We start from the raw sequence: 23,271 nt of genomic DNA, 5'->3' as shown, positions 1-23,271 counted from the left end.
GGACTGCGATATCATATCTACAATATGTAGATACACACGTGAGGTTCGCATGGACATCGCCAAAATCTTCAAGCACGGCGGCTCGCAAGCCGTGCGGCTGCCGAAAGATTTCCGTTTCGAGACCGCCGAGGTCCGCATCCGCCGTCATGGCGCGGCCGTGATCCTCGAACCGGTGCCGCAGGACTGGGCGTGGCTCACGCCGCTCGTCGGCCCGGTCGACGCTGACTTCGAGGAGGCTGCCACAACCGAGCCGGTCGGCCAGGAGCGGCCCGGGCTGGACTTCTTCGAATGAAATTCCTGCTGGACACGAACGCCGTCATCGCCATGATGAAAGGCGCCGAACCGCTGCTGTCCCGGCTGCGCGAGCATCAGCCCTCGGACTTCGGCTTGCCGTCGATCGTCGCGCACGAGCTGTACTACGGCGCGTACAAGAGCCAGCGCGCCGAGCACAACCTCGCGCGGGTCGCGGCACTGCAATTCGAGGTGGTGTCGTTCGATGCGGAAGACGCGCAGCACGCCGGTGACATTCGTGCGCGGCTGACCGCCACGGGCACGCCGATCGGCCCCTACGATGCGTTGATCGCCGGGCAGGCGCGAGCGCGCCAATTGACGCTCATCACGCACAACGTGCGCGAGTTCGCGCGCGTGGAAGGCCTGCAATTCGAGGATTGGCTTTCGCCCGAGCAAGGAAATTTGCCGGCGTAAAACACGCGATGCAACGACGCGTTGCAAGCACCGCGCCTGAAGGGTCGGAGCGTTATAAATTCGACGCGGCGCGCCATGCCACCGCCCCGTTTCCATCAACGCCCCCGCCACACCAGGGTCCGCGACCCGAGCCCCCGCATCTCGTTAACGCTAAAATACGCGTTTCCCCTTTTGAGCCGCCGCGCCGCCTGCTTCGACCACTGTCGGAGCCAACCGGGCGCGCCGCTGCATTTTCGCGCGTCATGTCCACATCCGGGTCCAACATCGGCCTAAGTGCCGGCCTAAACAACGGCCTCACCATCGGCCGTCACAGCCTGCGTAACAACCTGTTCGTCGCTCCCATGGCGGGCGTCACGGACCGGCCGTTCCGCCAGTTGTGCAAGCGTCTCGGCGCGGGCTACGCCGTGTCGGAAATGGTCGCGTCGAACGCGCAGCTCTGGAAAAGCGAAAAGACCATGCGCCGCGCCAACCACGCGGGCGAGGTCGAACCCATTTCCGTGCAGATCGCGGGCGCCGACCCGCAGATGATGGCCGAAGCGGCGCGGTATAACGTCGCAAACGGCGCGCAGATCATCGACATCAACATGGGCTGCCCGGCGAAAAAGGTCTGTAACGTGGCCGCGGGCTCCGCGCTGCTGCAAAACGAGCCGCTCGTCGCGCGCATCGTCAAGGCCGTCGTCGAGGCTGTGGGCGTGGGGCCGGATGCCGTGCCCGTCACGCTGAAGATCCGCACGGGCTGGGACCGCGACAACCGCAACGCGCTCACCATCGCGCGCATCGCCGAGGAAAGCGGCATCTCCATGCTGACCGTGCACGGCCGCACGCGCGCCGACCTCTATCACGGCGACGCGGAGTACGAAACGATCGCCGCCGTGAAGGCCGCCGCGCGCATTCCGGTCGTCGCCAACGGCGACATCCGCACGCCGCAGAAGGCGCAGCACGTGCTCGCCGTCACCGGCGCCGACGCCATCATGATCGGCCGCGCGGCGCAGGGGCGTCCGTGGCTGTTCCGCGAAATCGAGCATTTCCTTGCCACCGGCGAGCTGCTGCCGTCGCCGCGCGTGGACGAAATCCAGACCATCATGAATGAGCATCTGGAGGACCACTACGCGTTTTATGGCGAGTTTACGGGCGTGCGTACTGCGCGCAAGCATATCGGCTGGTACACTCGCGGCCTTTGCGGCGCCAATACCTTCCGGCACCGCATGAATACGCTGGACACCACGCGCGAACAACTCGCCGCCGTCAACCAGTTCTTCGACGAGCAGAAGGCCGTATCCGACCGTCTCGTCTACGTCGACGAGGAAAACGGCGCGGAAGGCGAGCAAAACGGCGGGCGCGAACCAACCGATCGACTGGCAGCATGAGCAAGCACAACATCGAACAATCCGTCCGCGAGAGTCTGGGCATGTATTTCCAGGACCTCGACGGCTCCAATCCGCACGACGTCTATGAAATGGTGATGGCGTGCGTCGAAAAACCGATGCTCGAGGTGGTGCTCGAGCAGGCCGGCGGCAACCAGTCGCTGGCCGCCGAGTACCTCGGCATCAACCGCAATACGCTGCGCAAGAAGCTCCAGCAGCACGGCCTGCTGTAACGGCCGTCGCCCGCATTCCGCTTCCGGCGCTCACTCCTCGATCTCTCGGCAACTCTCCCCCATCATGATCAAGCAAGCGCTCATCTCCGTTTCCGACAAGTCAGGCATCGTCGACTTCGCGAAATCGCTGTCGGACCTCGGCGTCAAGATCCTTTCGACCGGCGGCACCGCGAAACTGCTCGCGGACGCGGGCCTGCCCGTGACCGAAGTCGCCGACTACACCGGCTTCCCGGAAATGCTCGATGGGCGCGTGAAGACGCTGCATCCGAAGGTCCACGGCGGCATCCTCGCGCGCCGCGACCTGCCGGAGCACATGGCCGCGCTCGAAATGCACGACATCCCGACGATCGACCTGCTGGTCGTGAACCTCTACCCGTTCGTCCAGACGATCTCGAAGGAAGAGTGCTCGCTGGAAGACGCGATCGAGAACATCGACATCGGCGGCCCGACCATGCTGCGCTCGGCGGCGAAGAATCATCGCGACGTCACCGTCGTGGTCGATCCGACCGACTACGCGAAGGTGCTCGAAGAGATGCGCGCGAACGGCAATAGCGTTGGCTACGCCACGAACTTCCGCCTCGCGACCAAGGTGTTCGCGCACACGGCGCAGTACGACGGCGCGATCACGAACTACCTGACGAGCCTGACCGACGCGCTGGAGCACAAGTCGCGCAACGCCTACCCGGCCACGCTGAACATCGCGTTCGACAAGGTCCAGGATCTGCGCTACGGCGAGAACCCGCACCAGAGCGCCGCGTTCTACCGCGACATCGCGACGCCCGCCGGCGCGCTCGCGAACTACACGCAGCTCCAGGGCAAGGAACTCTCGTACAACAACATCGCCGACTCCGACGCGGCCTGGGAATGCGTGAAGACCTTCGACGCGCCCGCCTGCGTGATCGTCAAGCATGCGAACCCGTGCGGCGTGGCTGTCGGCGCCGACGCGCTCGAAGCCTATTCGAAGGCGTTCCAGACCGATCCGACCTCGGCGTTCGGCGGCATCATCGCCTTCAACCGCGAAGTCGACGAAGCCGCGGCGCAAGCCGTGTCGAAGCAGTTCGTCGAAGTGCTGATCGCTCCGTCGTTCTCGGACGCGGCCAAGGCCGTGTTCGCGGCGAAGCAGAACGTGCGTCTGCTCGAAATCGCGCTCGGCGAAGGCCATAACGCGTTCGATCTGAAGCGCGTGGGCGGCGGCCTGCTGGTGCAGTCGCTCGACTCGAAGAACGTGCAGCCGCACGAACTGCGCGTCGTCACGAAGCGTCACCCGACGCCGAAGGAAATGGACGATCTGCTGTTCGCCTGGCGCGTCGCGAAGTTCGTGAAGTCGAACGCCATCGTGTTCTGCGCGAACGGCATGACGATGGGCGTGGGCGCGGGCCAGATGAGCCGCGTGGACTCGGCGCGCATCGCCAGCATCAAGGCGGAAAACGCGGGCCTGAAGCTCGCGGGTTCGGCTGTGGCGTCGGACGCGTTCTTCCCGTTCCGTGACGGCCTCGACGTGGTGGTCAACGCAGGCGCGACCTGCGTGATCCAGCCGGGCGGCTCGATGCGCGACGACGAAGTGATCGCCGCCGCCGACGAGCACAACATCGCCATGGTGATGACGGGCATCCGCCACTTCCGTCACTGATCGGCACGCATTGAACATGCGAAAGCCCGCTGGACTGCGCGTCCAGCGGGCTTTTTCTTTGCGGCCTCAGCCGGCCGCCCCGCGCATGGCTCGCGGCATCGCCGTCATTCGTTGTACCATCCGAAACACACTCGTTTTCCCCGCATTTCATGAGAATTCTCGGCATCGACCCCGGCTTGCGCGTCACGGGCTTCGGCGTGATCGAACGTCACGGCCACACGCTCTCCTACGTCGCGAGCGGCGTCATCCGTACCGCCGATGCCGATCTGCCGACGCGCCTGGGCACCATCTTCGAAGGCGTTTCGACGCTGATCCGCCAGCATGCGCCCGATCAGGCCGCGATCGAAAAGGTCTTCGTCAACGTCAATCCGCAGTCGACGCTGCTGCTCGGCCAGGCGCGCGGCGCGGCCATCTGCGGGCTCGTTTCGGGCGGCGTGCCGGTGGCCGAATACACCGCGCTGCAACTGAAGCAGGCCGTGGTCGGCTACGGCCGCGCGACCAAGGAGCAGATGCAGCAGATGGTCGTGCGCCTGCTGAACCTCACCGGCACGCCGGGCACCGACGCCGCCGACGCGCTCGGCATGGCGATCTGTCACGCCCACGGCGGCGACACGCTCGCGACGCTCGGCGGCATCGCGCCCGCGCTCGCGAAAAAAGGCGTGCGCGTGCGGCGCGGGCGCTTGATCGGTTGATCTGATCGGTTGATCTGATCGAGCGGTTCACTCGCTTGATCGGCCGATCGCGCCGGTAAATCCTGGCCGGACGGCTAAGGTTGGCCGCACGCGCGCCGCGCTCCGCTACACTCTGCGCTTTCCCTCATCACTGAATCCGCCATGATCGGTCGCATTGCCGGCGTACTGCTGGAAAAGAACCCGCCGCACCTGCTCATCGACTGCAACGGCGTCGGCTACGAAGTCGACGTGCCGATGAGCACGTTCTACAACCTGCCCAGCAACGGCGAAAAAGTCGTGCTGCTCACGCAGATGATCGTGCGCGAAGACGCGCATCTGCTGTTCGGCTTTGCCACGATAGAAGAACGCTCGACGTTCCGCGAGCTGCTCAAGATCACCGGCGTCGGCGCGCGCATGGCGCTCGCAGTGCTTTCGGGCATGAGCGTGAACGACCTCGCGCAAGCGGTCTCCATGCAGGATTCCGCGCGACTCACGCGCGTGCCCGGCATCGGCAAGAAAACGGCCGAACGTCTGCTCCTCGAACTCAAGGGCAAGCTCGGCGCCGACCTGGGCGCGATGGCTGCCGCGGCGTCGCCGTCCGATCACGCGAGCGACATCCTCAACGCGCTGCTCGCGCTCGGCTATTCGGAAAAGGAAGGCGTCGCGGCGATCAAGAACGTGCCGGCCGGTACGGGCGTCTCCGAAGGCATCAAGCTCGCGCTCAAGGTGCTGTCGAAGGTTTGAGCGGCGCTCGCGCGCGCAGTACGTTGGGTTCGGCAACGCTCTGCTTGGCTCCGCGCGGCACGCGTGGTTCGGCGTGGCTGGCGTGGAGTGGTGCCGCACCACTCCGCTTCGCGCAATACAGCGCTCTCGGCCTGCCGGATCGCGCGAAGCACCGCGTCAGACGCTGCGTGTGGCGCATCGCGTAACACGCAGTGTGGCGCACAGTCTTGCGCACTACGCTGGCTGTTAGTTGCGAAGAAGAACACAGCCTCGCCCAGCGCGCGCACCCCGCGCCGCGCCGCCTGAAAGCGCCCTGCCCGCGTCCAGGTCGCGCGGTACAATCGCTGCATGATCGAAACCGACAAACTCGCCGCCAACCGCGCCAGCGCCGCGCCCGAGCGCGTGATTTCCGCCGCGCCCGCCTCGACTGGCGAAGAGGCGTTCGAGCGCGCGCTGCGCCCGCGCCAGCTCGACGAATACGTCGGCCAGGAAAAGGTGCGCGGCCAGCTCGAGATCTTCATCGAAGCCGCCAAGCGCCGCTCCGAGCCGCTCGACCACGTGCTGCTGTTCGGGCCGCCGGGTCTCGGCAAGACCACGCTCGCGCACATCATCGCGCGCGAAATGGGGGTCAATCTGCGGCAGACGTCGGGACCGGTGCTCGAACGCGCGGGCGACCTCGCCGCGCTGCTCACCAATCTCGAAGCGCACGATGTGCTGTTCATCGACGAAATCCACCGGCTCTCGCCGGTCGTCGAGGAAATCCTGTATCCGGCGCTCGAGGACTATCAGATCGACATCATGATCGGCGAAGGTCCGGCCGCGCGCAGCGTGAAGCTCGATCTCCAGCCGTTCACGCTCGTCGGCGCGACCACGCGCGCGGGCATGCTCACGAACCCGCTGCGCGACCGCTTCGGCATCGTCTCGCGGCTCGAGTTCTACAACGCGGGCGAGCTGTCGCGCATCGTGCAGCGCTCGGCCGCGCTGCTCGGCGCGCAGATTCATCCCGAGGGCGCGCTCGAAATCGCGCGCCGCTCGCGCGGTACGCCGCGTATCGCCAATCGTCTGCTGCGCCGCGTGCGCGACTACGCCGAAGTGAAGGCCGACGGCTCGATCACCGCGAAAGTCGCCGACGCCGCGCTGCGCATGCTCGACGTCGATCCCGTGGGCTTCGACCTGATGGACCGCAAACTGCTCGAAGCGATTCTCTACAAGTTCGACGGCGGCCCGGTGGGCGTGGACAATCTCGCCGCCGCGATCGGCGAGGAGCGCGACACGATCGAGGACGTGCTGGAGCCGTATCTGATCCAGCAGGGCTTCCTGCAGCGCACGCCGCGCGGCCGTGTGGCCACGCAGCTCACCTATCGCCATTTCGGCCTGACCGTGCCCGACGACGCCCGCGACGCGCGCGGCATGGACTGGGAGCCGGACGCGTCGTAAGGCGCGCCGTCCCGCGAGCGAGTTCACGATGTCCGACCACGCCGGCCGCCGTCACGACGCTCCCGAGCCGAGCGGTTTCGTCGGCCAGCTCGCGCATCGCCTGCGTATGACGCTCGCCGAAAGCGTCACGCATCTCACCACGGGCAGCGGCCCGAAACTCGACTATTCGAATCCGCCGGGCGATCCCGGCCTGTTCGGCCCCGACGCCATCTGCTGGAAAGTGCACGCCGACTTCGCGGGCATGATGGCGGGCGGCATCAGCGCACTGCTGCTGCAGGCGCTCCATCCGCTCGCGCTCGCGGGCGTCTGGGACCACTCCACGTTTCGCACCGACATCCTCGGACGCCTGCGCCGCACCGCGACCTTCATCGCGGGTACGACCTACGGCAGCCGCGCCGACGCGCTCGCGCTGATCGCGCGCGTGAAAACCATCCACGAAAACGTGACCGGCTTCGCGCCCGACGGCCGCCCGTATCGCGCGAGCGACCCGGCGCTGCTCACATGGGTGCACGTGGCGGAGGTGTCGAGTTTTCTCGCGGCGTATCTGCGCTACGTGAATCCCTCATTACCGGGCGCGCAGCAGGATCAGTACTACGCCGAAGTCGCGCGCATCGCGCAGTTGCTCGGCGCGACCGAGGTGCCCGCTTCGCGCGCGGAAATCGCCGCCTACCTCGAATCGATGCAGCCCGAGCTGGTCGCGAGCGAGCGCACGCGCGAAGTCGTGCGCGTGCTCATGGAGGCGCCCGCGCCGCGCCCGGCGATGCGGCCCGCTGGCGCGCTGCTGCGTCAGGCGGGCATCGATCTGCTGCCGCCGTTCGCGCTGCGCATGCTGGATTTCGAGCGCTTTGCGTTCGCGCGCCGCGCCGTCGTGCAGCCCGGCATGCGCGCCGTGGCGCCAGTGCTGCGCTGGGCGCTCGTCAACGGTGTGTCGAAGCGTGCGCGCCGCCGCGCAGCGGCGCCGCCTGCATCACCGGGTTCGTCCACGTAAAAGAAAACGGCCAACGCACAGGTTGGCCGTTTTGCATCGCGTTCGCTTCACACCCGCATCACGCGCGCGGCGTGACGCAACGTGATGCAACGTGATGCGCGCTTACATCTTCACCACGTCGAGCAGCGTCTTCTTGCCCGCCTTGTAGTTGTAAAGCGAGATCACGCCGTGCTTCAGGTCGCCCTTCGCATCGAACGCCGTCTCGCCAATCACGCCCTTGTAGTTCGTGGTCGGGATTTCCGCGAGGATCTTCGCGTGGTCGGTCGAGTTCGCGCGCTTCATCGCATCGACGACGATGTACACCGCGTCGTAGGTGAACGGCGCATCGTATTCGACCGGATGGCCGAAGCGCTTCTGATACTTCGCCGAGAACGCCGCGCCGCCGTCCATGCGTTCGAGCGCCATGCCGGCCTGCGAGCAGACGATGTTGTCGGCCGCCGCGCCCGCGAGCTGCGCGAGGCTTTCCGTGCACACGCCGTCGCCCGCCAGCACCTTCGCGCGCAGGCCGAGCTGGCGCGCCTGCTTGGCGAACGGGCCGCCAGTCGAATCCATGCCGCCGTACATGATCGCGTCCGGGTTCTCGCCCTTGATCTTGGTGAGAATCGCGCGGAAATCGACGGCCTTGTCGTTGGTCGCGTCGTGCGAGACGACCTTCATGCCGAGCGACTTCGCGGTCTTCTCGAACTCGTTCGCGAGGCCCTGGCCGTAGGCGGTCGAGTCGTCGACCACGGCGACGGTCTTCACGTTCAGGCTCTTGAGCGCGTAGTCGGCGAGCGCCGGACCTTGCTGCGCATCGGTGGCGACCACGCGGTACGTCGTCTTGAAGCCCTGCTGCGTGTAGGACGGATTCGTCGACGACGGCGAGATCTGCACGATGCCCGCGTCGCTGTAGATCTTCGAGGCGGGAATCGACGCGCCCGAATTCAGATGGCCGATCACGGCGACGACCTTGTCGTCGACGAGCTTCTGCGCAACCTGGGTGGCCTGGCGCGGGTCGGCGCCGTCGTCCTGACCGTCGAGCGCGAGCGTGATCTTCTGGCCGCCGATCGTCAGACCCTTGGCGTTGATTTCTTCGATGGCGAGGCGCGCGCCGTTTTCGTTGTCCTTGCCGAGGTGCGCGGAACCGCCCGTGAGCGGACCGACGTGACCGATCTTGACGACCTGGTCCGCCGACGCATTTGCGCACATCGCACCGAACGCCACCACGGCGGCGCTCACCGGCAACAGCTTGTGAAGCTTGAACGTCATTGAAAATCTCCTGCGATTTTTTCTGGGAACAGCCTTTCGTATGCAACCCTGGCTTCGTCGGCACCGCCTGCCCGTGGTGCGCGCGCGTCCCTCATCAACGCGCGGCCGGCGCTCGATGCCATCGCCCGAAACACGGGAAATCGCGGCGAGGCCCCACCGGTGCGGCAAAGCACAAAGGTCGGATGAATGGTATCAGGCGCCCCCGCTTTGCGGTTGGCCTTTGGAAAGCCGGTGAAAGAGGTGGGTAAGCCGTTTGACGCAAACGCTGGAGATCGCCGGGAGCGGCATGTCGGGCCGACCGGCCCGACGAGAGGAGCAGTGCGAGAAAGCGCGCTCAGGTCGCGCGCTTGAGGCCGTCGTCGTCGCTGGCCGAAGGCAGATGCGAGACATCGCCCCAATTGACGACTTGCGCGTGCGTCACACCGCCGTCGCGCGTGAAATCGACGACATTGACGCTCGTGTTCAGCAAGGGCCACGCGCGCGGCGCAGCAAGCTCGATGCCGTTGGCGAAACGGTAGATGCAGTCGAGCACGCCGCCGTGCGCGACGACCGCGATGCGGCCTTCGGGATGCTTCGCCAGGATCGGCTCCAGCGCATGCAGGACGCGGTGATAAAACGCGCGCTGCGACTCGCCCTCGGGCGGCTCGAAACCGGGATCGCGCGTTTGCCAGTGCGCGTATTCGTCGGGAAAGCGCTCGGCGATCTCGTCGCTGTCGTGGCCCTGGAACGCGCCGTAGTTGCGCTCGCGCACGCCTTCGGTCAGTTGCAGCGGCAGGCCGAGCGCGTCGGCGATCGGTTGCGCCGTTTGTTGCGCGCGCATCAGATCGCTGGACCAGACCGCATCGAGCCGCGCGCCCGCTTGCGTAGCTTGCGCGATCTTCGCGGCGAGCCGCTGTGCCTGCTCGACACCGCTTTCAGCGAGCGGAATGTCGATATGCCCCTGGATGCGCTTGATGCGGTTCCAGGCGGTTTCACCGTGACGGATGAAGAGAATCTGCGTGGTCATGAGTCGGCGATGAAATAGCGAAGCGGAAAACCGCTGTTAGTTGCGAGTGCCTGTGGATGCGTCGTTACGCACCTGACGGCACCTGAAGCCAGAACGTCACGGGACCGTCGTTGACGAGCGACACCTGCATGTCGGCGCCGAATTCGCCGGTCTCCACCACGGGGTGCTTCGCGCGCGCCGCCGCGACGAAATAGTCGAACAGGCGGCGGCCCTCGTCGGGCGGCGCGGCCGGCGTGAAGCTCGGACGCAGGCCGCTGTTCGTATCGGCGGCCAGCGTGAACTGCGAAACCAGCAGCAGCCCGCCCGCCGTGCCGTTGCCGTCGATGTTCTGCACCGGCAGATTCATCTTGCCCGCCGCGTCGCTGAAGACGCGGTAGCCCAGCAGCTTCGCGAGCAGCTTGTCGGCGTTCGCCTCGGTGTCGCCGCGCTCCGCGCAAACGAGCGCGAGCAGCCCCTGGCCGATCGCGCCGGTCACGCGCCCTTCGACGTCCACCTGCGCGCGGCGCACGCGTTGAATCAGCGCGATCATCGTGCGCGCGCCTTCGACGCGCGCACGCCGTTCCAGCCCGAACGCGCCATCACGCGGTCAGCGTCACGCGCGCGAAGCGGCGCTTGCCGACCTGCACGATGAACTCGCCCGCTTCGACCTTCAGGCCCTTGTCGGACACGGTGGCGCCGTCGATCTTCACGCCGCCCTGCTCGATATTGCGCAGCGCTTCGCTGGTCGACGGCACGAGGCCCGCCTGCTTGAGCAGCTGGCCGATGGCCAGCGGCGCGCCCGCGAGCGTGACCGACGGAATGTCGTCCGGCACGCCGCCCTTCGCGCGGTGGTTGAAGTCTTCGAGCGCGCGCTCGGCGTCGCCCTGCGAATGGAAGCGCGCGACGATTTCCTGCGCGAGCAGCACCTTGAAATCGCGCGGATTGCGGCCCGCCTCGATCTCACGCTTGAAGCCTTCGATCTCGGCCAGCGGACGGAACGAGAGCAGCGTGAAGTAACGCCACATCAGCGTGTCCGAGATCGACATCAGCTTGCCGAACATGTCGTTCGGCTTCTCGCTGATACCGACGTAGTTGTTCTTCGACTTCGACATCTTCTCGACGCCGTCGAGGCCTTCGAGCAGCGGCATCGTCAAGATGCACTGCTGTTCCTGGCCGTACTGCTTCTGCAGTTCGCGGCCGACCAGCAGGTTGAACTTCTGGTCCGTGCCGCCGAGTTCGAGGTCGGCGTTGAGCGCGACCGAGTCGTAACCCTGCATCAGCGGGTACAGGAATTCGTGGATCGAGATCGGCACGCCGCTCTGGAAGCGCTTGGTGAAGTCCTCGCGCTCCAGAATGCGCGCGACCGTGTAGCGCGACGCGAGCTTGATCATGCCGTCGGCGCCGAGCGGCATCGACCATTCGCTGTTGTAGCGGATCTCGGTCTTTTCGCGGTCGAGCACGAGCGCGGCCTGCTCGAAGTAGGTCTTGGCGTTCGACTCGATCTGCTCGCGCGTGAGCGGCGGACGCGTGGCGTTGCGGCCCGACGGGTCGCCGATCAACGAGGTGAAGTCGCCGATCAGGAAGATCACGTTGTGGCCGAGATCCTGCAGCTGGCGCATCTTGTTCAGCACGACCGTATGGCCGATGTGGATGTCGGGCGCGGTCGGATCGAGGCCGAGCTTGATGCGCAGCGGCTTGCCGGTGGCCGCGCTTTTCGCGAGCTTCTGCTCGAATTCTTCTTCGATCAGCAGTTCGTCGACGCCGCGCTTCGTGACGGCGAGCGCGTGACGGACTTCGTCGGTGACCGGAAAGGCGGTTTTGGCGCCGCTGTTTGGAGTGGAATCGGTGCTCATGCTTCGATCGTTTGGATTGCGTTAGGTCTGGGTCTAGACCGGGATTTTACGTGATTCGACTGACAGGGCCGAGGATTGCGGCGGCGCGGCGGCTTTTTTCACGCCGGGCGGGGCTTTGCGCAGCACTCGCGAACTCCATGCAGGGTCGCATATCGCGCCGATCCGCTCAATTCATCCGATCGGCTTACGCCGAATGGCTATTGCCCCGATAATCTCCGTCAGATTCCCTTCTTTGCCTTTCCGAGAGGAGCACAACGTGGCGCCACGCGAAGCACGAAAAGACAGCGCACATCCCGCCGACGGCGTGTATTTCGGCCTGATGTCGGGCACCAGCATGGACGGCGTGGACGGCATCGCCGTGCGGTTCGAGCAGGGTCAGCGGCCGGTCGTGCTGGCCGAGGCGTTCGTCGGCTTCGCGCAGGGGCTGCGCGAGGCGCTCTTTTCGCTGCAACAGCCCGGCGAAAACGAGATCGAGCGCGCGTCGCTCGCGGGCAACGCGCTCGCGGCGCGCTACGCCGTCTGTTGTCACGAACTGCTGCGCGCGGGCAACCTGAACGCGAGCGAGGTGCGCGCGATCGGCGCGCACGGCCAGACCATCCGCCATCGGCCCGAAAAAGGCTTCACGGTGCAGATCCAGAATCCCGCGCTGCTCGCCGAACTCGCGCACATCGACGTGATCGCCGACTTCCGCAGCCGCGACGTCGCCTCGGGCGGCCAGGGCGCGCCGCTCGTGCCCGCGTTCCACGCGACGCTGTTCGGCTCGCAGGAGGAAACGCGCGTCGTCTGCAATCTGGGCGGCATCAGCAACATCACGATTCTGGACGCCACGGGCTCGGTGCGCGGCTTCGACTGCGGTCCGGCCAACGCGCTGCTCGACCTCTGGTCCGAGCGGCATCTGGGCAAGCCCTACGACGAGAACGGCCAGTTCGCGGCCAGCGGCACGCTGAATCAGCCCTTGCTGAACGCCCTGCTCGACGAGCCGTTTTTCGAGCAGCAGCCGCCCAAGAGCACGGGCCGCGATCTGTTCAACGCGCAGTGGCTCGACGCCAAACTGAAGGATTTCAGCACGCTCGCGCCCGCCGACGTGCAGGCGACGCTGGTCGCACTCACGGCCGTGAGCGTCGCGCGCGAGATCGAGCGCCATGCGGGCGACTGCCGCGCCGTGTACGTGTGCGGGGGCGGCGCGCGCAATCCGGTGCTGATGGACGCGCTGCACAAGGCGCTGGAGACGGGCGGCGTGGCCGGCGTGCCGGTCATGACGACCGAGGCGCTCGGCGTGCCGCCGCAGCAGGTGGAGCCGCTCGCGTTCGCGTGGCTGGCGATGCGCTGCGTGGCGCGCGACCCGGGCAATCTGCCGGCGGTCACGGGCGCGGCGGGCGAGCGCGTGCTGGGAGCGATTTATCCGCGCTGAGGCGTGTTGCGCGAAATCGGCGCGCGATCAGCATGAAATCGCGGACGTAAACGAGAAAACGGGGCATGAAGCCCCGTTTTTTTATGCCTGCTGCGCTTCGCTCAGACCGAGAACGACGAGCCGCAACCACAGGTTGTCGAGGCGTTCGGATTCTTGATGACGAATTGCGCGCCGTTCAGATCGTCCTTGTAGTCGATCTCAGCGCCGACGAGGTACTGATAGCTCATCGAGTCGATCAGCAACTGGACGCCGTTCTTGTTCATCACGGTGTCGTCTTCGTTGACGGTCTCGTCGAACGTGAATCCATACTGGAAGCCCGAGCAGCCGCCGCCTTGCACGAACACGCGCAGCTTCAGCTCCGGGTTGCCTTCCTCGTCGATCAGTTGCTTGACCTTGTCAGCCGCTGCGTCGGTAAAAACGAAGGGACCGGGCATTTCAGTCACGGGGGTCTCGGTGACAGCGTTCATTCGAACTCTCCAAAAAAGCTTCTAGCCGCTATTGTAGGGCTGTTCCTGAGATCGTGCTTAAGCCCAGGAAATCAAGGGTTTCTCGCCGCATTCTTGATGCATATCTCGAATAGGGGCTCGTCCCGTAAACGAAAAAACCGCCCGGCGCACGAGTGCGCGAGGCGGTTTTTGCAGCAACGTGCGCTTCCGCGAGGAGCGCACGCCAAAGCGCGATTAACGCTTCGAGAACTGCTTGCGGCGACGTGCCTTGTGGAAACCGACCTTCTTACGTTCCACTTCACGTGCGTCACGCGTCACGAAGCCAGCTTGCGACAGTGCCGGCTTGAGCGTTGCGTCGTAGTCCATCAGCGCGCGCGTGATGCCGTGGCGAACTGCGCCGGCCTGGCCGGTTTCGCCGCCGCCGTTCACGTTCACCTTGATGTCGAACGTCGCGCCGTGGTTCGTGAGTTCCAGCGGTTGACGCACGATCATCAGCGACGTTTCGCGCGAGAAGTAGTCAGCGATGGGCTTACCGTTGACGATGATGTCGCCCTTGCCCGACTTGATGAAGACGCGAGCGACGGCGCTCTTGCGGCGGCCCGTACCGTAATTCCAGTTACCGATCATGTGGGCTCCCCTTAGATCTCGAGCGCCTTCGGCTGTTGAGCCGAGTGCGGATGCGTTGCGTCTGCGTAGACCTTGAGCTTCTTGATCATCGCGTAGCCCAGGGGGCCCTTCGGCAGCATGCCCTTAACAGCCTTCTCGAGCGCGCGGCCCGGGAAGCGTTCTTGCATCTTGCCAAACGTCGTTTCGTAGATACCGCCCGGGTAGCCCGAGTGACGGTAGTACTTCTTGTCCGTGGTCTTGTTGCCCGTGACCTTCAGCTTGCCGGCGTTGATGATGACGATGAAATCGCCAGTGTCGACGTGCGGGGTGAACTCAGGCTTGTGTTTGCCGCGAAGACGGCGCGCCACTTCGCTGGCGACACGGCCGAGAACCTTATCCGTCGCGTCAATCACGTACCATTCGCGCTGCACTTCATGTGCCTTGGCGGAAAAAGTCTTCATGATCGATCCAAAAAAATAACTTGTGCCCTGATTCGGTCCTGCTTGTGTAATGGCACTCGTTGGCGCCGGCGCAGGCTCTCCCTGATTTCTCCCGCGGGCATGAATGCGGGGAACCTCGGATTATAAAGGGAAATTTGGCCAGCGGTCAAAAATCGTACGGACTTTCTGCTGACGGCGGTCGGCGCCATGCCGAATGCGGGGCCGGATGCGCGCGATGGCGCACGGGAATCGCCCTGAAAAACGCGGACGAAAAAAAGCCCAAGCGTTGTTGGCTCGGGCTTAATCCACCTTTTGGAGGAGGGTGGAGGAGACATGCTGAGGTGTCGTGAAGCACGACAACCAATGAGACGAATTATACGGATCGGCCTTGTGCGGCGCAAGGAAATTCGTATCGCGAAAGACGAAACCATAATGTGAAATGGCAAATTCACGACGCAGCGCGGGTGTTTCCCATAAAAATCAATGTATTGAGAAATTTCATCCGCGGACCGGGGCGCTTCGACTAGAACGAATCCCCTAATTGCATCAGGGAAATCCCTCTTGTTCGTGAGATGTCGCGCCGCAACATTCAAGTCACGGGCATAAGCCGCACGCGCCATGTCCCCCCGGACATACCTGTAAGGCGCGGGCTACAATGCCGGCTGAATCAAGAATATTGAGCTGAGGCAAAGCGCATGGAATGCAAAGTTAGCTGGATGGGTCTGGACGGCATGGCGTTCGCCGCCGAAACGGGCAGCGGCCACCTCGTCAACATGGACGGCGCACCGGAAGGCGGCGGCCACAACCTCGCGCCGCGCCCGATGGAAATGGTGCTGCTCGGCACGGGCGGCTGCACGGCCTACGACGTGGTGCTGATCCTGAAGAAAAGCCGCCAGGAAGTCAGCGGCTGCAGCGTCACGCTCAAGGCCGACCGCGCGAGCGAAGACCCCAAGGTGTTCACGAAGATCAACTTCCACTTCACCGTGACCGGCAAGAACCTGAACCCGGCCACCGTGGAACGCGCGATCAACCTGTCGCACGACAAGTACTGCTCGGCGTCGATCATGATCGGCAAGACCGCCGAGATCACGCACTCGTTCGAGATCGTCGCGGCGTAAGACACGCACGACTCGCGCGATCCAGGCGAGTCACACGATCCGGACGTCGGGAAATGAAAAAGCCGGCGCGGTTCTCAATGAACCGCGCCGGCTTTTTGTCGATATGAGGCGGCAAAGCAGGCCGATAAGCCGGATTCTGTGCACGCGCCGCGTCCGAAGACGCGCCGCGCGTGGCAGCCATTCCTCTAGGCGCGCCATTGCTGACGCGCTCAAGCTTCCTACCCGCAGACGAAATGGGGGCCCCATCCTGCATCCCGAAGATGCGCGCCTGCCTACTTGGAATTGCTCCGGGTGGAGGTTACCGTGCCGTCTACGTCACCGCAGACGCGGTGCGCTCTTACCGCACCGTTTCACCCTTACCTGATCCCGACCGAAATCGGGCCATCGGCGGTCTGTTCTCTGTTGCCCTGTTCCGCGTGTCGCCACGGATGGCCGTTAGCCATCACCCTGCCCTGTGGAGTCCGGACTTTCCTCGCCCCCTTGGCCGAAACCTCGGGGCCGCGACTGCCTGGCCTACTTTGCGAGGCGCGATCTTAGCACGGTCGCGCCGACTGTGCCCGCCGCGCCGGGGCGATGCCGGGACCAACCCGGGACGATTCAGCGCGCGCGCCGGCCGGGGCGGAACACGGTGGTGTCGTCGTAGAACGCGGCGTCTTCGTTGGGCGCCCACCAGCCGGGAATGCCCAGCACCGGCAGCGGCGCGAAGCTGCGCCCGCTCAACTGCGTGGCGGCGGCGAGTTCGGCGCTGACCGTGGCGTCGAGAAACGCGTTGCGTTCGGCGCGCGGCCACGTGAAATAGGCCTGCGGCACCTCGACCACCCACGCGTGCGCCGTGCACGCGGCATACGGCGCGATGAGTTTTTCGAGCAGCGCGTGACCGAACACGCGCACTTCGCAGCGCGCCGCGCCGTCCAGCGTTTCGCCGATCGCCGGTTCCCACAGCGTGCGCCCCGACACGAACAGCGCGCGCCAGTCGAAACCGCGCAAGGCCTGCGTGAGCGCCGGATCGGCCGAGGCGAACAGCACCGCGTTTTCGTCGAACAGCGTGAGCGCGTCGCGCACGCCGCCGCGCGTCGGGCCGACGCCGAGCACGTCGATCGCCGCCGCCTGGCGCGCGTTGAGCGCCGCCTTGATGCGCGGAAACGCGAACCAGTGCAGCGCGTTGAAGAAGTCGTGGAGGTTGTGGCGCGTGGGCACGCCGCCCGTCGCGGCGATATGCCCTTCGTAGGATGCGCCCTCGGGCAGATCGTCCTGAGCGATGAAGCCGAGCGCCTCGCCGCGTCCGGTGCGATGACCGGCCGCGCGCGCATCGGCGTTCAGTTCTTCCAGATAGCGCGCGTAGCCCGCCAGCGCGGCCTGCTGCCAGCGACGCCCGCGCGCTTCGTGCTGGGCGAACCACGGGTGCGCCCAGTCGATGTCGGCGAAACTGCCTTCGGGCAGACGGCGCTTCTGGGATGCGGCGGACCCGGCGCGCGCCGCGGTCGATGCGTGCGCATCGAGCGTCTGCGGCGTCACACCGGATGTCGCGCCGGGCGTCAAACTCAAACCAGCTTCCAGCCGATCGTCTCGCCGCCGCGCAGCGGCACGACCGGCACATCGCCGGCCAGCACTTCGGCGGGCAGCGTCCAGTCTTCGCGACGCAGCGTGACCTTTTCGGCGCTGTGCGGCAGGCCGTAGAAGTCCGCGCCGAAGAAGCTCGCGAAGCCTTCGAGCTTGTCGAGCGCGCCCGCGTTGTCGAACGCTTCGGCGTAAAGCTCCAGCGCGTGGAGCGCCGTGTAGCAGCCCGCGCAGCCGCAGGCGTGCTCCTTCAGGCCCTTCGCGTGCGGCGCGCTGTCGGTGCCGAGGAAGAAGCGCGCGTCGCCCGACGTGGCCGCTTCGACCAGCGCCACGCGATGCGTCTCGCGCTTGAGAACCGGCAGGCAGTAATAGTGCGGACGGATGCCGCCCTGGAAAATCGCGTTGCGGTTGTAGAGCAGATGGTGCGCCGTGATGGTCGCGCCGAGCAGGCCGGGCGCGGCGTTATCGGCGCGGATGTAATCGACGGCGTCCTTCGTCGTGATGTGCTCGAACACCACCTTCAGGCCCGGGAAATCGCGGCGCAGCGGCGTCATCACGCGGTCGATGAAGACCTTCTCGCGGTCGAACAGGTCGATGTCGGCGCTCGTCACCTCGCCGTGCACGAGCAGCGGCATGCCCACTTCCTGCATCGCTTCGAGCGTTTTCGCGCACTTGCGGATGTCGGTCACGCCCGCGTCCGAATTCGTGGTCGCGCCCGCCGGATACAGCTTCACGCCGTGCACGAACCCGCTCGCCTTCGCGCGGCGGATTTCCTCGGGCGGCGTGTTGTCGGTCAGATACAGCGTCATCAGCGGCTCGAACTTCATGCCCGCGGGCAGCGCCGCGAGAATGCGGTCGCGATACGCGGCGGCCAGCTCGGTCGTCGTGACCGGCGGCTTGAGGTTCGGCATGATGATCGCGCGGCCGAACTGGCGCGCCGTGTGCGGCAGGACCGCCGCCAGCATCGCGCCGTCGCGCACGTGGAGGTGCCAGTCGTCGGGGCGGGAGAGCGTGAGGGTCGTGGGGGAAGAAGCGTTCATGGCGTGATGTGAGGCGCGGCTAGGGATCGATCGGAGCGCCGGCGGCGGCTTTCCGTACCTTCCAGGCATATCGTAACTGCGCGTAACGGCACGTAACGGCGCGCGGCGGCGTGCGCCGAGGTTCGATCGCGCCTCGATAACGCAAGGCGTCGCGTGCGCACGACAGCGCCCGACCTGACGCGCATCGCCGATGCCCGCGCGGCGGCCTTGTGAGCCGGGCCGGAAAGCATCCGACAAATTTCGTATTGGCGCGCAGCGGGCCGGTGATATGCTTGGAAAATCATCATTGTACCGGGTCACGCGCCCAGCTTCGCCCGCAGCACGACACCAGCACCATGTGCCAACTTCTCGGAATGAACTGCGCCGCGCCGACGGACGTCACGTTCTCCTTCACAGGATTCGCGGCGCGCGGCGGCGCCACTGATCACCACGCCGACGGCTGGGGGATCGCGTTCTTCGAGGACAAGGCCTGCCGCCTCTTCATCGACAATCAGGCATCGGCGCGCTCGCCCATCGCCGAGATGGTGAAGAACTACCCCATCAAGTCGCGCAATACCATCGCGCATATCCGCAAGGCCACCCAGGGCAGTTGCGCGCTGGAGAACAGCCATCCGTTCCAGCGCGAGCTGTGGGGCCGCCACTGGATCTTCGCGCACAACGGCGACCTGCAGGACTTCAATCCGGTGATGTCGGGCGTCTATCAGCCGGTCGGCACCACCGACAGCGAACGCGCGTTCTGCCTGCTGCTACAAGGGCTGCGCAAGGCGTTTCCGAATTCGCAGCCGCCGCTCGAAGAACTGTTCGCGACGCTCGAATCGCTCACGCGCGAGATCACGCAGTTCGGCGTATTCAATTTTCTGATGTCGAACGGCCAGGCGCTGTTCGCGCACTGCTCCACGCATCTTTACTATCTGGTGCGGCGCTGGCCGTTCTCCACCGCGCATCTCGTCGATGCCGACGTGTCGATCGACTTCGCGAAATACACGACGCCCGAGGACCGCGTGGCCGTGATCGCCACCGCGCCGCTCACCGACAACGAAGTCTGGACGCGTTTCGCGCCCGGCGACCTGCTGATGTTCCAGCACGGCGAAGTCGTTGCGCAGACCAGCGTGCCGGTGCCGCAGAAGGTGCTCGACAAGCTCAAGAATCCGTCGCTGGACGCGTCGGCGAGCGCCTCGCGCGTGTCGCCGTGCGCGCAGCAGCCCGGCGCCGTCGACCCGGAAGCGGTCGCCGCGCTGCAAAGCTGGGGCGAATAAGGCCGCGATTTCGTCAGCGCAACATCGCGCATCGCCGATCACGCACGCAAAAAAGCCGCGCAAGCCCAAAGGGCCGCGCGGCTTTTTTCATGAACCGCCGTGCTGCTGCAAGTGCGAACCCGCGCCGATAAAACCGGCGCGGGCCCAACGCATCAGTGCAGGATCTTCGCCAGAAAATCCTTCGCGCGATCCGACTTCGGATTGGCGAAGAAGTCTTCCTTGCGGTCGTCCTCGACGATGGCGCCCTTGTCCATGAAGATCACGCGGTGCGCGACCTTCTTCGCAAAGCCCATTTCGTGCGTCACGCACATCATGGTCATGCCTTCCTGGGCGAGTTCGACCATCACGTCGAGCACTTCGTTGATCATCTCGGGGTCGAGCGCCGAGGTGGGCTCGTCGAACAGCATCGCGATGGGGTCCATCGAGAGCGCCCGCGCGATCGCCACGCGCTGCTGCTGCCCGCCCGAAAGCTGGCCCGGGAATTTGTCGGCATGAGCGCGCAGACCCACGCGATCGAGCAGCTTGAGGCCCTTTTCGTTGGCTTCGTCCTTGCTGCGGCCGAGCACCTTGACCTGCGCGAGCGTGAGGTTTTCGGTGATCGACAGATGCGGGAACAGCTCGAAGTGCTGGAACACCATGCCCACCTTCGAGCGCAGCTTCGAGAGATTGGTGCGCTTGTCGCCCACCGACTGGCCGTTCACGAGGATCTCACCCTGCTGGAACGGCTCCAGACCGTTGACGGTCTTGATGAGCGTCGACTTGCCCGAACCCGACGGGCCGCACACGACCACGACTTCGCCCTTCTTCACTTCCGTCGTGCAGTCGGTCAGCACCTGGAACTGGCCGTACCACTTCGATACGTTCTTAATTGAAATCATCTTGCGACCTTTTTCTGAAGACCTTTCACAAGGCTCGACGCGATCACGCAGATCACGAAATAGCATGCGCCCGCGAACAGTACCATCTCGACCATCGTCCCGTCACGGTCACCGATATTGGCGGACGTGCGGAAGAAGTCGGCGAGGCTGATCACGTAGACGAGCGAGGTGTCCTGAAAGAGCACGATGGCCTGCGTGAGCAGCAGCGGCACCATCGCGCGAAACGCCTGCGGCAGCACCACGAAGCGCATCGCCTGGCCGTAGCGCATGCCGAGCGCGAACGACGCGTTCACCTGCCCGCGCGGCACCGCCTGAATGCCCGCGCGGATGATTTCCGAATAATACGCGGCCTCGAACAGCGAGAACGCGATCATCGCGGACGCGAGGCGAATGTCGATGTCGGGCGAAAGGCCCAGCAGATTCTGCAGCACCTGCGGCACGATCAGGAAGAACCACAGCAGAACCATCACGAGCGGAATCGAGCGGAACACCGTGACGTAGCCCTTCGAGAACCACTCGAGCGGCTTCACGCCCGAGAGCCGCATGAGCGCGAGCAGCGTGCCCCAGAGAACGCCCACCACGATCGCGCAGACCGTGATCTTGAACGTGACGATGGCGCCGGTCCACAACGTAGGCAGTGCGCCCGGAATACCGCTCCAGTCGAAATGATGCATCACTTGCCTCCGATATAGCCTGGCAGCCGGCTTTTCGCTTCGACCCAGCGCATCAGCATCATGACGATCAGGTTGATCAGCACATAGGCGAGCGTGACCGAGATGAACGACTCATAGGTTTGCGCCGTGTAGTCGACGAGCTGGCGCGCCTGCGCCGAAAGATCGAGCAGACCGATTGTCGACGCGACCGCCGAGTTCTTGAAGATGTTCAGGAACTCGGAGGTGAGCGGCGGCACGATGATGCGGTACGCGACCGGCAGCAGCACGTAGCGGTATGTCTGCCATTGCGTGAAGCCCATCGCGAGACCGGCGGCGCGCTGGCCGCGCGGCAGCGCGTTGATGCCCGAGCGCACCTGCTCGCACACGCGCGCGGCCGTGAACAGGCCGAGACAGATCACCGACGCCGAGAAGAACTGCACGCCGGGCGGCAGTTGCTTGAACGCGTTGCCGATCGAGGGCGGCAGGATTTCCGGCAACACGAAGTACCAGATAAAGAACTGCGCGATCAGCGGAATATTGCGGAAGATCGCCACGTAGACCGTGCCGAGACCCGCGAGGAATGTGTTCGGCACCGTGCGCAGCACGCCGAAGATCGAACCGACGATGAGCGCGATAACCCACGCGCACAGCGAAACCGACACCGTCACCCAGAGACCCGAAATGAGCCAGCCGAGGTAGGTCGTGGGTTCGCCCGTCGAGACCGGGCTGAGCAAGATGCCCCAGTTCCAGTGATAGGACATGAAGAGACTCCAACAAAAAGAACGGAAGAAGCGCCGCTTCTTCCGTTCCGTTCTAAACGCTGGTCAAAGCTGCGACCGGACTTAGTCGATGGCCTTGTCGTTGGGGCTCTTGTAGAGCGCCTTCATGTCTTCGCTTTCCGGGAAGTTCAGGTTGAGACCCTTCGGCGGAATCGGCGACTCGAACCACTTCTTGTAGATCGCGTCGGCTTCGCCCGAGGTCTCGACCTTGGCGATCGCGTCGTCGGCAACCTTCTTGAACTCGGGGTCGTTCTTGCGCAGCATGCAGCCGTAGGCTTCACGCGATTGCGGCGTACCGACGATCACGAAATCGCCCGGATTGTTCGACTTCGCGCGCTCGCCCGCGAGCAGTGCATCGTCCATCATGAACGCGACCGCGCGGCCCGTGGAGAGCGTCAGGAACGACTCGCCATGGTCCTTCGCGCTGATGATGTTCATGCCCAGGCTCTTGTCCTGGTTCATCTTGCGCAGCAGACGCTCGGAGGTCGTGCCCGCCGTCGTCACGACGGTCTTGCCCTTGAGGTCGGCGAAATCCTTGATGCCCGAATCCTTCTTGGTCATCAGACGCGTGCCGATCACGAAAATCGTGTTCGTGAACGCAGCTTGCTGCTGGCGTTCCGCGTTGTTCGTGGTCGAGCCGCATTCGATGTCGACCGTGCCGTTCTGCACGAGCGGAATGCGGTTCTGCGACGTGATCGGAACCATCTTGACCTTGAGGTTCGGCATGTTCAGCTTCTGCTTCACGGCTTCGACGATTTTCATCGCGAAGTCCTGCGAGTAGCCGATCACGTTCTGCTTGTCGTCATAGTAGGAAAACGGGATCGACGATTCGCGGTGGCCCAGCGAAATGACGCCGGTGTCCTTGATTTTTTTCAGCGTCCCCGAGTCCTGCGCCTGGGCACTCGCGGCGACCAAACCGAGAGTGGCGAGAACGAGCGCGGCCTTTTTGATTTTCATCTGTGATCTCCTTTGCAAGAATCGCGGCCAGTGTAGCAAAGTAATTATTTTGAAAGTATATAGACGGACCCTGGCGTTGTAAGCGCGCACGCGCGCGCGTGTAGGGCTTGCCGCACATACGGATGCCATAGGGAAAACTCGCGGAAACCACGCGGGAAGGCCCGCGGTAAGACCCGTCTGGAAACCCCAAAAGAAAAGGCGGACGGCCTCTTGTGGAGACCGTCCGCCTTGACGCGCGGCCTGGGTAGGCCGCACGTATTTTGTACCGATGCCGCTCGCATGGGCCGCCCGAA

The 23,271-nt window shown here is 64.9% G+C and carries 25 protein-coding genes and 1 other RNA gene; 12 read left to right on the top strand and 14 right to left on the bottom strand.

The features are described 5' to 3' along the window. Nucleotides 1-49 precede the first annotated feature (49 nt). The 9 genes from LDO54_RS00975 (at nucleotide 50) to LDO54_RS00935 (ending at nucleotide 7,751) form a co-directional block, all read left to right on the top strand. A complete protein-coding gene (locus tag LDO54_RS00975) occupies nucleotides 50-292 on the top strand; it encodes an antitoxin (RefSeq protein ID WP_224004772.1) in 243 nt (80 codons plus the stop codon). Beyond that, nucleotides 289-705, top strand: coding sequence for a type II toxin-antitoxin system VapC family toxin (locus LDO54_RS00970; protein WP_224004769.1), 417 nt, complete (start codon nucleotides 289-291; stop codon nucleotides 703-705). Before LDO54_RS00975 ends, LDO54_RS00970 begins: the two co-directional genes overlap by 4 nt. A gap of 242 nt (nucleotides 706-947) precedes the next feature. After that, nucleotides 948-2,072 (top strand): tRNA dihydrouridine synthase DusB, encoded by a 1,125-nt coding sequence (gene dusB / locus LDO54_RS00965; RefSeq protein WP_224005182.1) that lies wholly within the window; start codon nucleotides 948-950, stop codon nucleotides 2,070-2,072. After that, on the top strand, nucleotides 2,069-2,302 hold the full coding sequence (locus LDO54_RS00960; protein ID WP_065065118.1) for a Fis family transcriptional regulator: 234 nt from the start codon (nucleotides 2,069-2,071) through the stop codon (nucleotides 2,300-2,302). Before dusB ends, LDO54_RS00960 begins: the two co-directional genes overlap by 4 nt. A gap of 64 nt (nucleotides 2,303-2,366) precedes the next feature. After that, nucleotides 2,367-3,932 (top strand): bifunctional phosphoribosylaminoimidazolecarboxamide formyltransferase/IMP cyclohydrolase, encoded by a 1,566-nt coding sequence (gene purH / locus LDO54_RS00955; RefSeq protein WP_224004766.1) that lies wholly within the window; start codon nucleotides 2,367-2,369, stop codon nucleotides 3,930-3,932. A 149-nt stretch (nucleotides 3,933-4,081) separates the two neighbouring features. Further along, a complete protein-coding gene (gene ruvC / locus LDO54_RS00950; protein WP_224004763.1) occupies nucleotides 4,082-4,624 on the top strand; it encodes a crossover junction endodeoxyribonuclease RuvC in 543 nt (180 codons plus the stop codon). Between the two features lie 141 nt (nucleotides 4,625-4,765). Next, entirely contained in the window at nucleotides 4,766-5,347 is a 582-nt protein-coding gene (gene ruvA / locus LDO54_RS00945) for a Holliday junction branch migration protein RuvA (RefSeq protein ID WP_224004760.1), read from the top strand. A 327-nt stretch (nucleotides 5,348-5,674) separates the two neighbouring features. Then, nucleotides 5,675-6,763 carry a Holliday junction branch migration DNA helicase RuvB gene (gene ruvB, locus LDO54_RS00940; RefSeq protein WP_224004757.1) on the top strand — a complete coding sequence of 363 codons (1,089 nt, stop codon included), beginning with the start codon at nucleotides 5,675-5,677 and terminating at the stop codon, nucleotides 6,761-6,763. 28 nt (nucleotides 6,764-6,791) lie between these two features. Beyond that, nucleotides 6,792-7,751: an oxygenase MpaB family protein gene (locus LDO54_RS00935; protein ID WP_436975462.1), complete on the top strand. Its 960-nt coding sequence runs from the start codon at nucleotides 6,792-6,794 to the stop codon at nucleotides 7,749-7,751. A gap of 102 nt (nucleotides 7,752-7,853) precedes the next feature. Here LDO54_RS00935 and LDO54_RS00930 read toward each other — a convergent pair whose 3' ends face one another. From LDO54_RS00930 to tyrS, 4 genes are all read right to left on the bottom strand, one after another. Then, nucleotides 7,854-8,999, bottom strand: a complete 1,146-nt coding sequence (locus tag LDO54_RS00930) for a branched-chain amino acid ABC transporter substrate-binding protein (protein ID WP_224004754.1) — start codon at nucleotides 8,997-8,999, stop codon at nucleotides 7,854-7,856. A gap of 334 nt (nucleotides 9,000-9,333) precedes the next feature. Beyond that, nucleotides 9,334-10,005, bottom strand: coding sequence for a histidine phosphatase family protein (locus tag LDO54_RS00925; RefSeq protein WP_224004751.1), 672 nt, complete (start codon nucleotides 10,003-10,005; stop codon nucleotides 9,334-9,336). Between the two features lie 64 nt (nucleotides 10,006-10,069). After that, nucleotides 10,070-10,534 (bottom strand): D-aminoacyl-tRNA deacylase, encoded by a 465-nt coding sequence (gene dtd, locus LDO54_RS00920; RefSeq protein ID WP_224004735.1) that lies wholly within the window; start codon nucleotides 10,532-10,534, stop codon nucleotides 10,070-10,072. Nucleotides 10,535-10,583: 49 nt separating this feature from the next. After that, a complete protein-coding gene (gene tyrS, locus LDO54_RS00915; RefSeq protein WP_224004732.1) occupies nucleotides 10,584-11,837 on the bottom strand; it encodes a tyrosine--tRNA ligase in 1,254 nt (417 codons plus the stop codon). Nucleotides 11,838-12,030: 193 nt separating this feature from the next. Between tyrS and LDO54_RS00910 the strand changes: the two genes are divergently transcribed. After that, nucleotides 12,031-13,248 (top strand): anhydro-N-acetylmuramic acid kinase, encoded by a 1,218-nt coding sequence (locus LDO54_RS00910; RefSeq protein ID WP_436975460.1) that lies wholly within the window; start codon nucleotides 12,031-12,033, stop codon nucleotides 13,246-13,248. A gap of 101 nt (nucleotides 13,249-13,349) precedes the next feature. Here LDO54_RS00910 and erpA read toward each other — a convergent pair whose 3' ends face one another. The 3 genes from erpA to rplM form a co-directional block, all read right to left on the bottom strand. Next, nucleotides 13,350-13,715, bottom strand: coding sequence for an iron-sulfur cluster insertion protein ErpA (erpA, locus tag LDO54_RS00905; protein WP_065065128.1), 366 nt, complete (start codon nucleotides 13,713-13,715; stop codon nucleotides 13,350-13,352). Between the two features lie 213 nt (nucleotides 13,716-13,928). Continuing rightward, nucleotides 13,929-14,321, bottom strand: coding sequence for a 30S ribosomal protein S9 (gene rpsI, locus LDO54_RS00900; RefSeq protein ID WP_065065129.1), 393 nt, complete (start codon nucleotides 14,319-14,321; stop codon nucleotides 13,929-13,931). Between the two features lie 11 nt (nucleotides 14,322-14,332). Continuing rightward, nucleotides 14,333-14,761: a 50S ribosomal protein L13 gene (gene rplM, locus LDO54_RS00895; protein WP_065065130.1), complete on the bottom strand. Its 429-nt coding sequence runs from the start codon at nucleotides 14,759-14,761 to the stop codon at nucleotides 14,333-14,335. 674 nt (nucleotides 14,762-15,435) lie between these two features. Here rplM and LDO54_RS00890 point away from each other — a divergent pair. Continuing rightward, nucleotides 15,436-15,858: an OsmC family protein gene (locus tag LDO54_RS00890; protein WP_224004726.1), complete on the top strand. Its 423-nt coding sequence runs from the start codon at nucleotides 15,436-15,438 to the stop codon at nucleotides 15,856-15,858. 109 nt (nucleotides 15,859-15,967) lie between these two features. On the opposite strand, the gene rnpB is transcribed toward LDO54_RS00890, so the two are convergent. The 3 genes from rnpB to pyrC form a co-directional block, all read right to left on the bottom strand. After that, nucleotides 15,968-16,378, bottom strand: an RNA gene (rnpB, locus tag LDO54_RS00885) — RNase P RNA component class A. A gap of 77 nt (nucleotides 16,379-16,455) precedes the next feature. Then, a complete protein-coding gene (locus LDO54_RS00880; RefSeq protein ID WP_436975459.1) occupies nucleotides 16,456-17,403 on the bottom strand; it encodes a DUF3025 domain-containing protein in 948 nt (315 codons plus the stop codon). Next, nucleotides 17,400-18,455, bottom strand: coding sequence for a dihydroorotase (gene pyrC / locus LDO54_RS00875; protein WP_224004723.1), 1,056 nt, complete (start codon nucleotides 18,453-18,455; stop codon nucleotides 17,400-17,402). Before pyrC ends, LDO54_RS00880 begins: the two co-directional genes overlap by 4 nt. 335 nt (nucleotides 18,456-18,790) lie before the next feature. Here pyrC and LDO54_RS00870 point away from each other — a divergent pair, with 335 nt between their 5' ends. Next, nucleotides 18,791-19,711 (top strand): class II glutamine amidotransferase, encoded by a 921-nt coding sequence (locus LDO54_RS00870; RefSeq protein ID WP_224004720.1) that lies wholly within the window; start codon nucleotides 18,791-18,793, stop codon nucleotides 19,709-19,711. Between the two features lie 152 nt (nucleotides 19,712-19,863). Here the strand turns inward: LDO54_RS00870 and LDO54_RS00865 are convergent, their stop codons facing one another. The 4 genes from LDO54_RS00865 to LDO54_RS00850 all read right to left on the bottom strand — a co-directional run bounded on the left by LDO54_RS00865 (nucleotide 19,864) and on the right by LDO54_RS00850 (nucleotide 22,978). After that, nucleotides 19,864-20,589, bottom strand: coding sequence for an amino acid ABC transporter ATP-binding protein (locus LDO54_RS00865; protein WP_224004718.1), 726 nt, complete (start codon nucleotides 20,587-20,589; stop codon nucleotides 19,864-19,866). Beyond that, nucleotides 20,586-21,263: a glutamate/aspartate ABC transporter permease GltK gene (gene gltK, locus LDO54_RS00860; RefSeq protein WP_224004715.1), complete on the bottom strand. Its 678-nt coding sequence runs from the start codon at nucleotides 21,261-21,263 to the stop codon at nucleotides 20,586-20,588. Before gltK ends, LDO54_RS00865 begins: the two co-directional genes overlap by 4 nt. After that, nucleotides 21,263-22,003 (bottom strand): amino acid ABC transporter permease, encoded by a 741-nt coding sequence (locus LDO54_RS00855; RefSeq protein WP_224004712.1) that lies wholly within the window; start codon nucleotides 22,001-22,003, stop codon nucleotides 21,263-21,265. Before LDO54_RS00855 ends, gltK begins: the two co-directional genes overlap by 1 nt. 81 nt (nucleotides 22,004-22,084) lie before the next feature. Further along, nucleotides 22,085-22,978 (bottom strand): glutamate/aspartate ABC transporter substrate-binding protein, encoded by an 894-nt coding sequence (locus tag LDO54_RS00850; protein ID WP_224004709.1) that lies wholly within the window; start codon nucleotides 22,976-22,978, stop codon nucleotides 22,085-22,087. Between the last annotated feature and the right edge of the window lie 293 nt (nucleotides 22,979-23,271).

Origin of the sequence: Paraburkholderia tropica, from assembly GCF_914484835.1 — a bacterium.
GTDB lineage: Bacteria > Pseudomonadota > Gammaproteobacteria > Burkholderiales > Burkholderiaceae > Paraburkholderia > Paraburkholderia tropica_A.
This window is presented reverse-complemented; position numbering and strand designations above follow the sequence as displayed.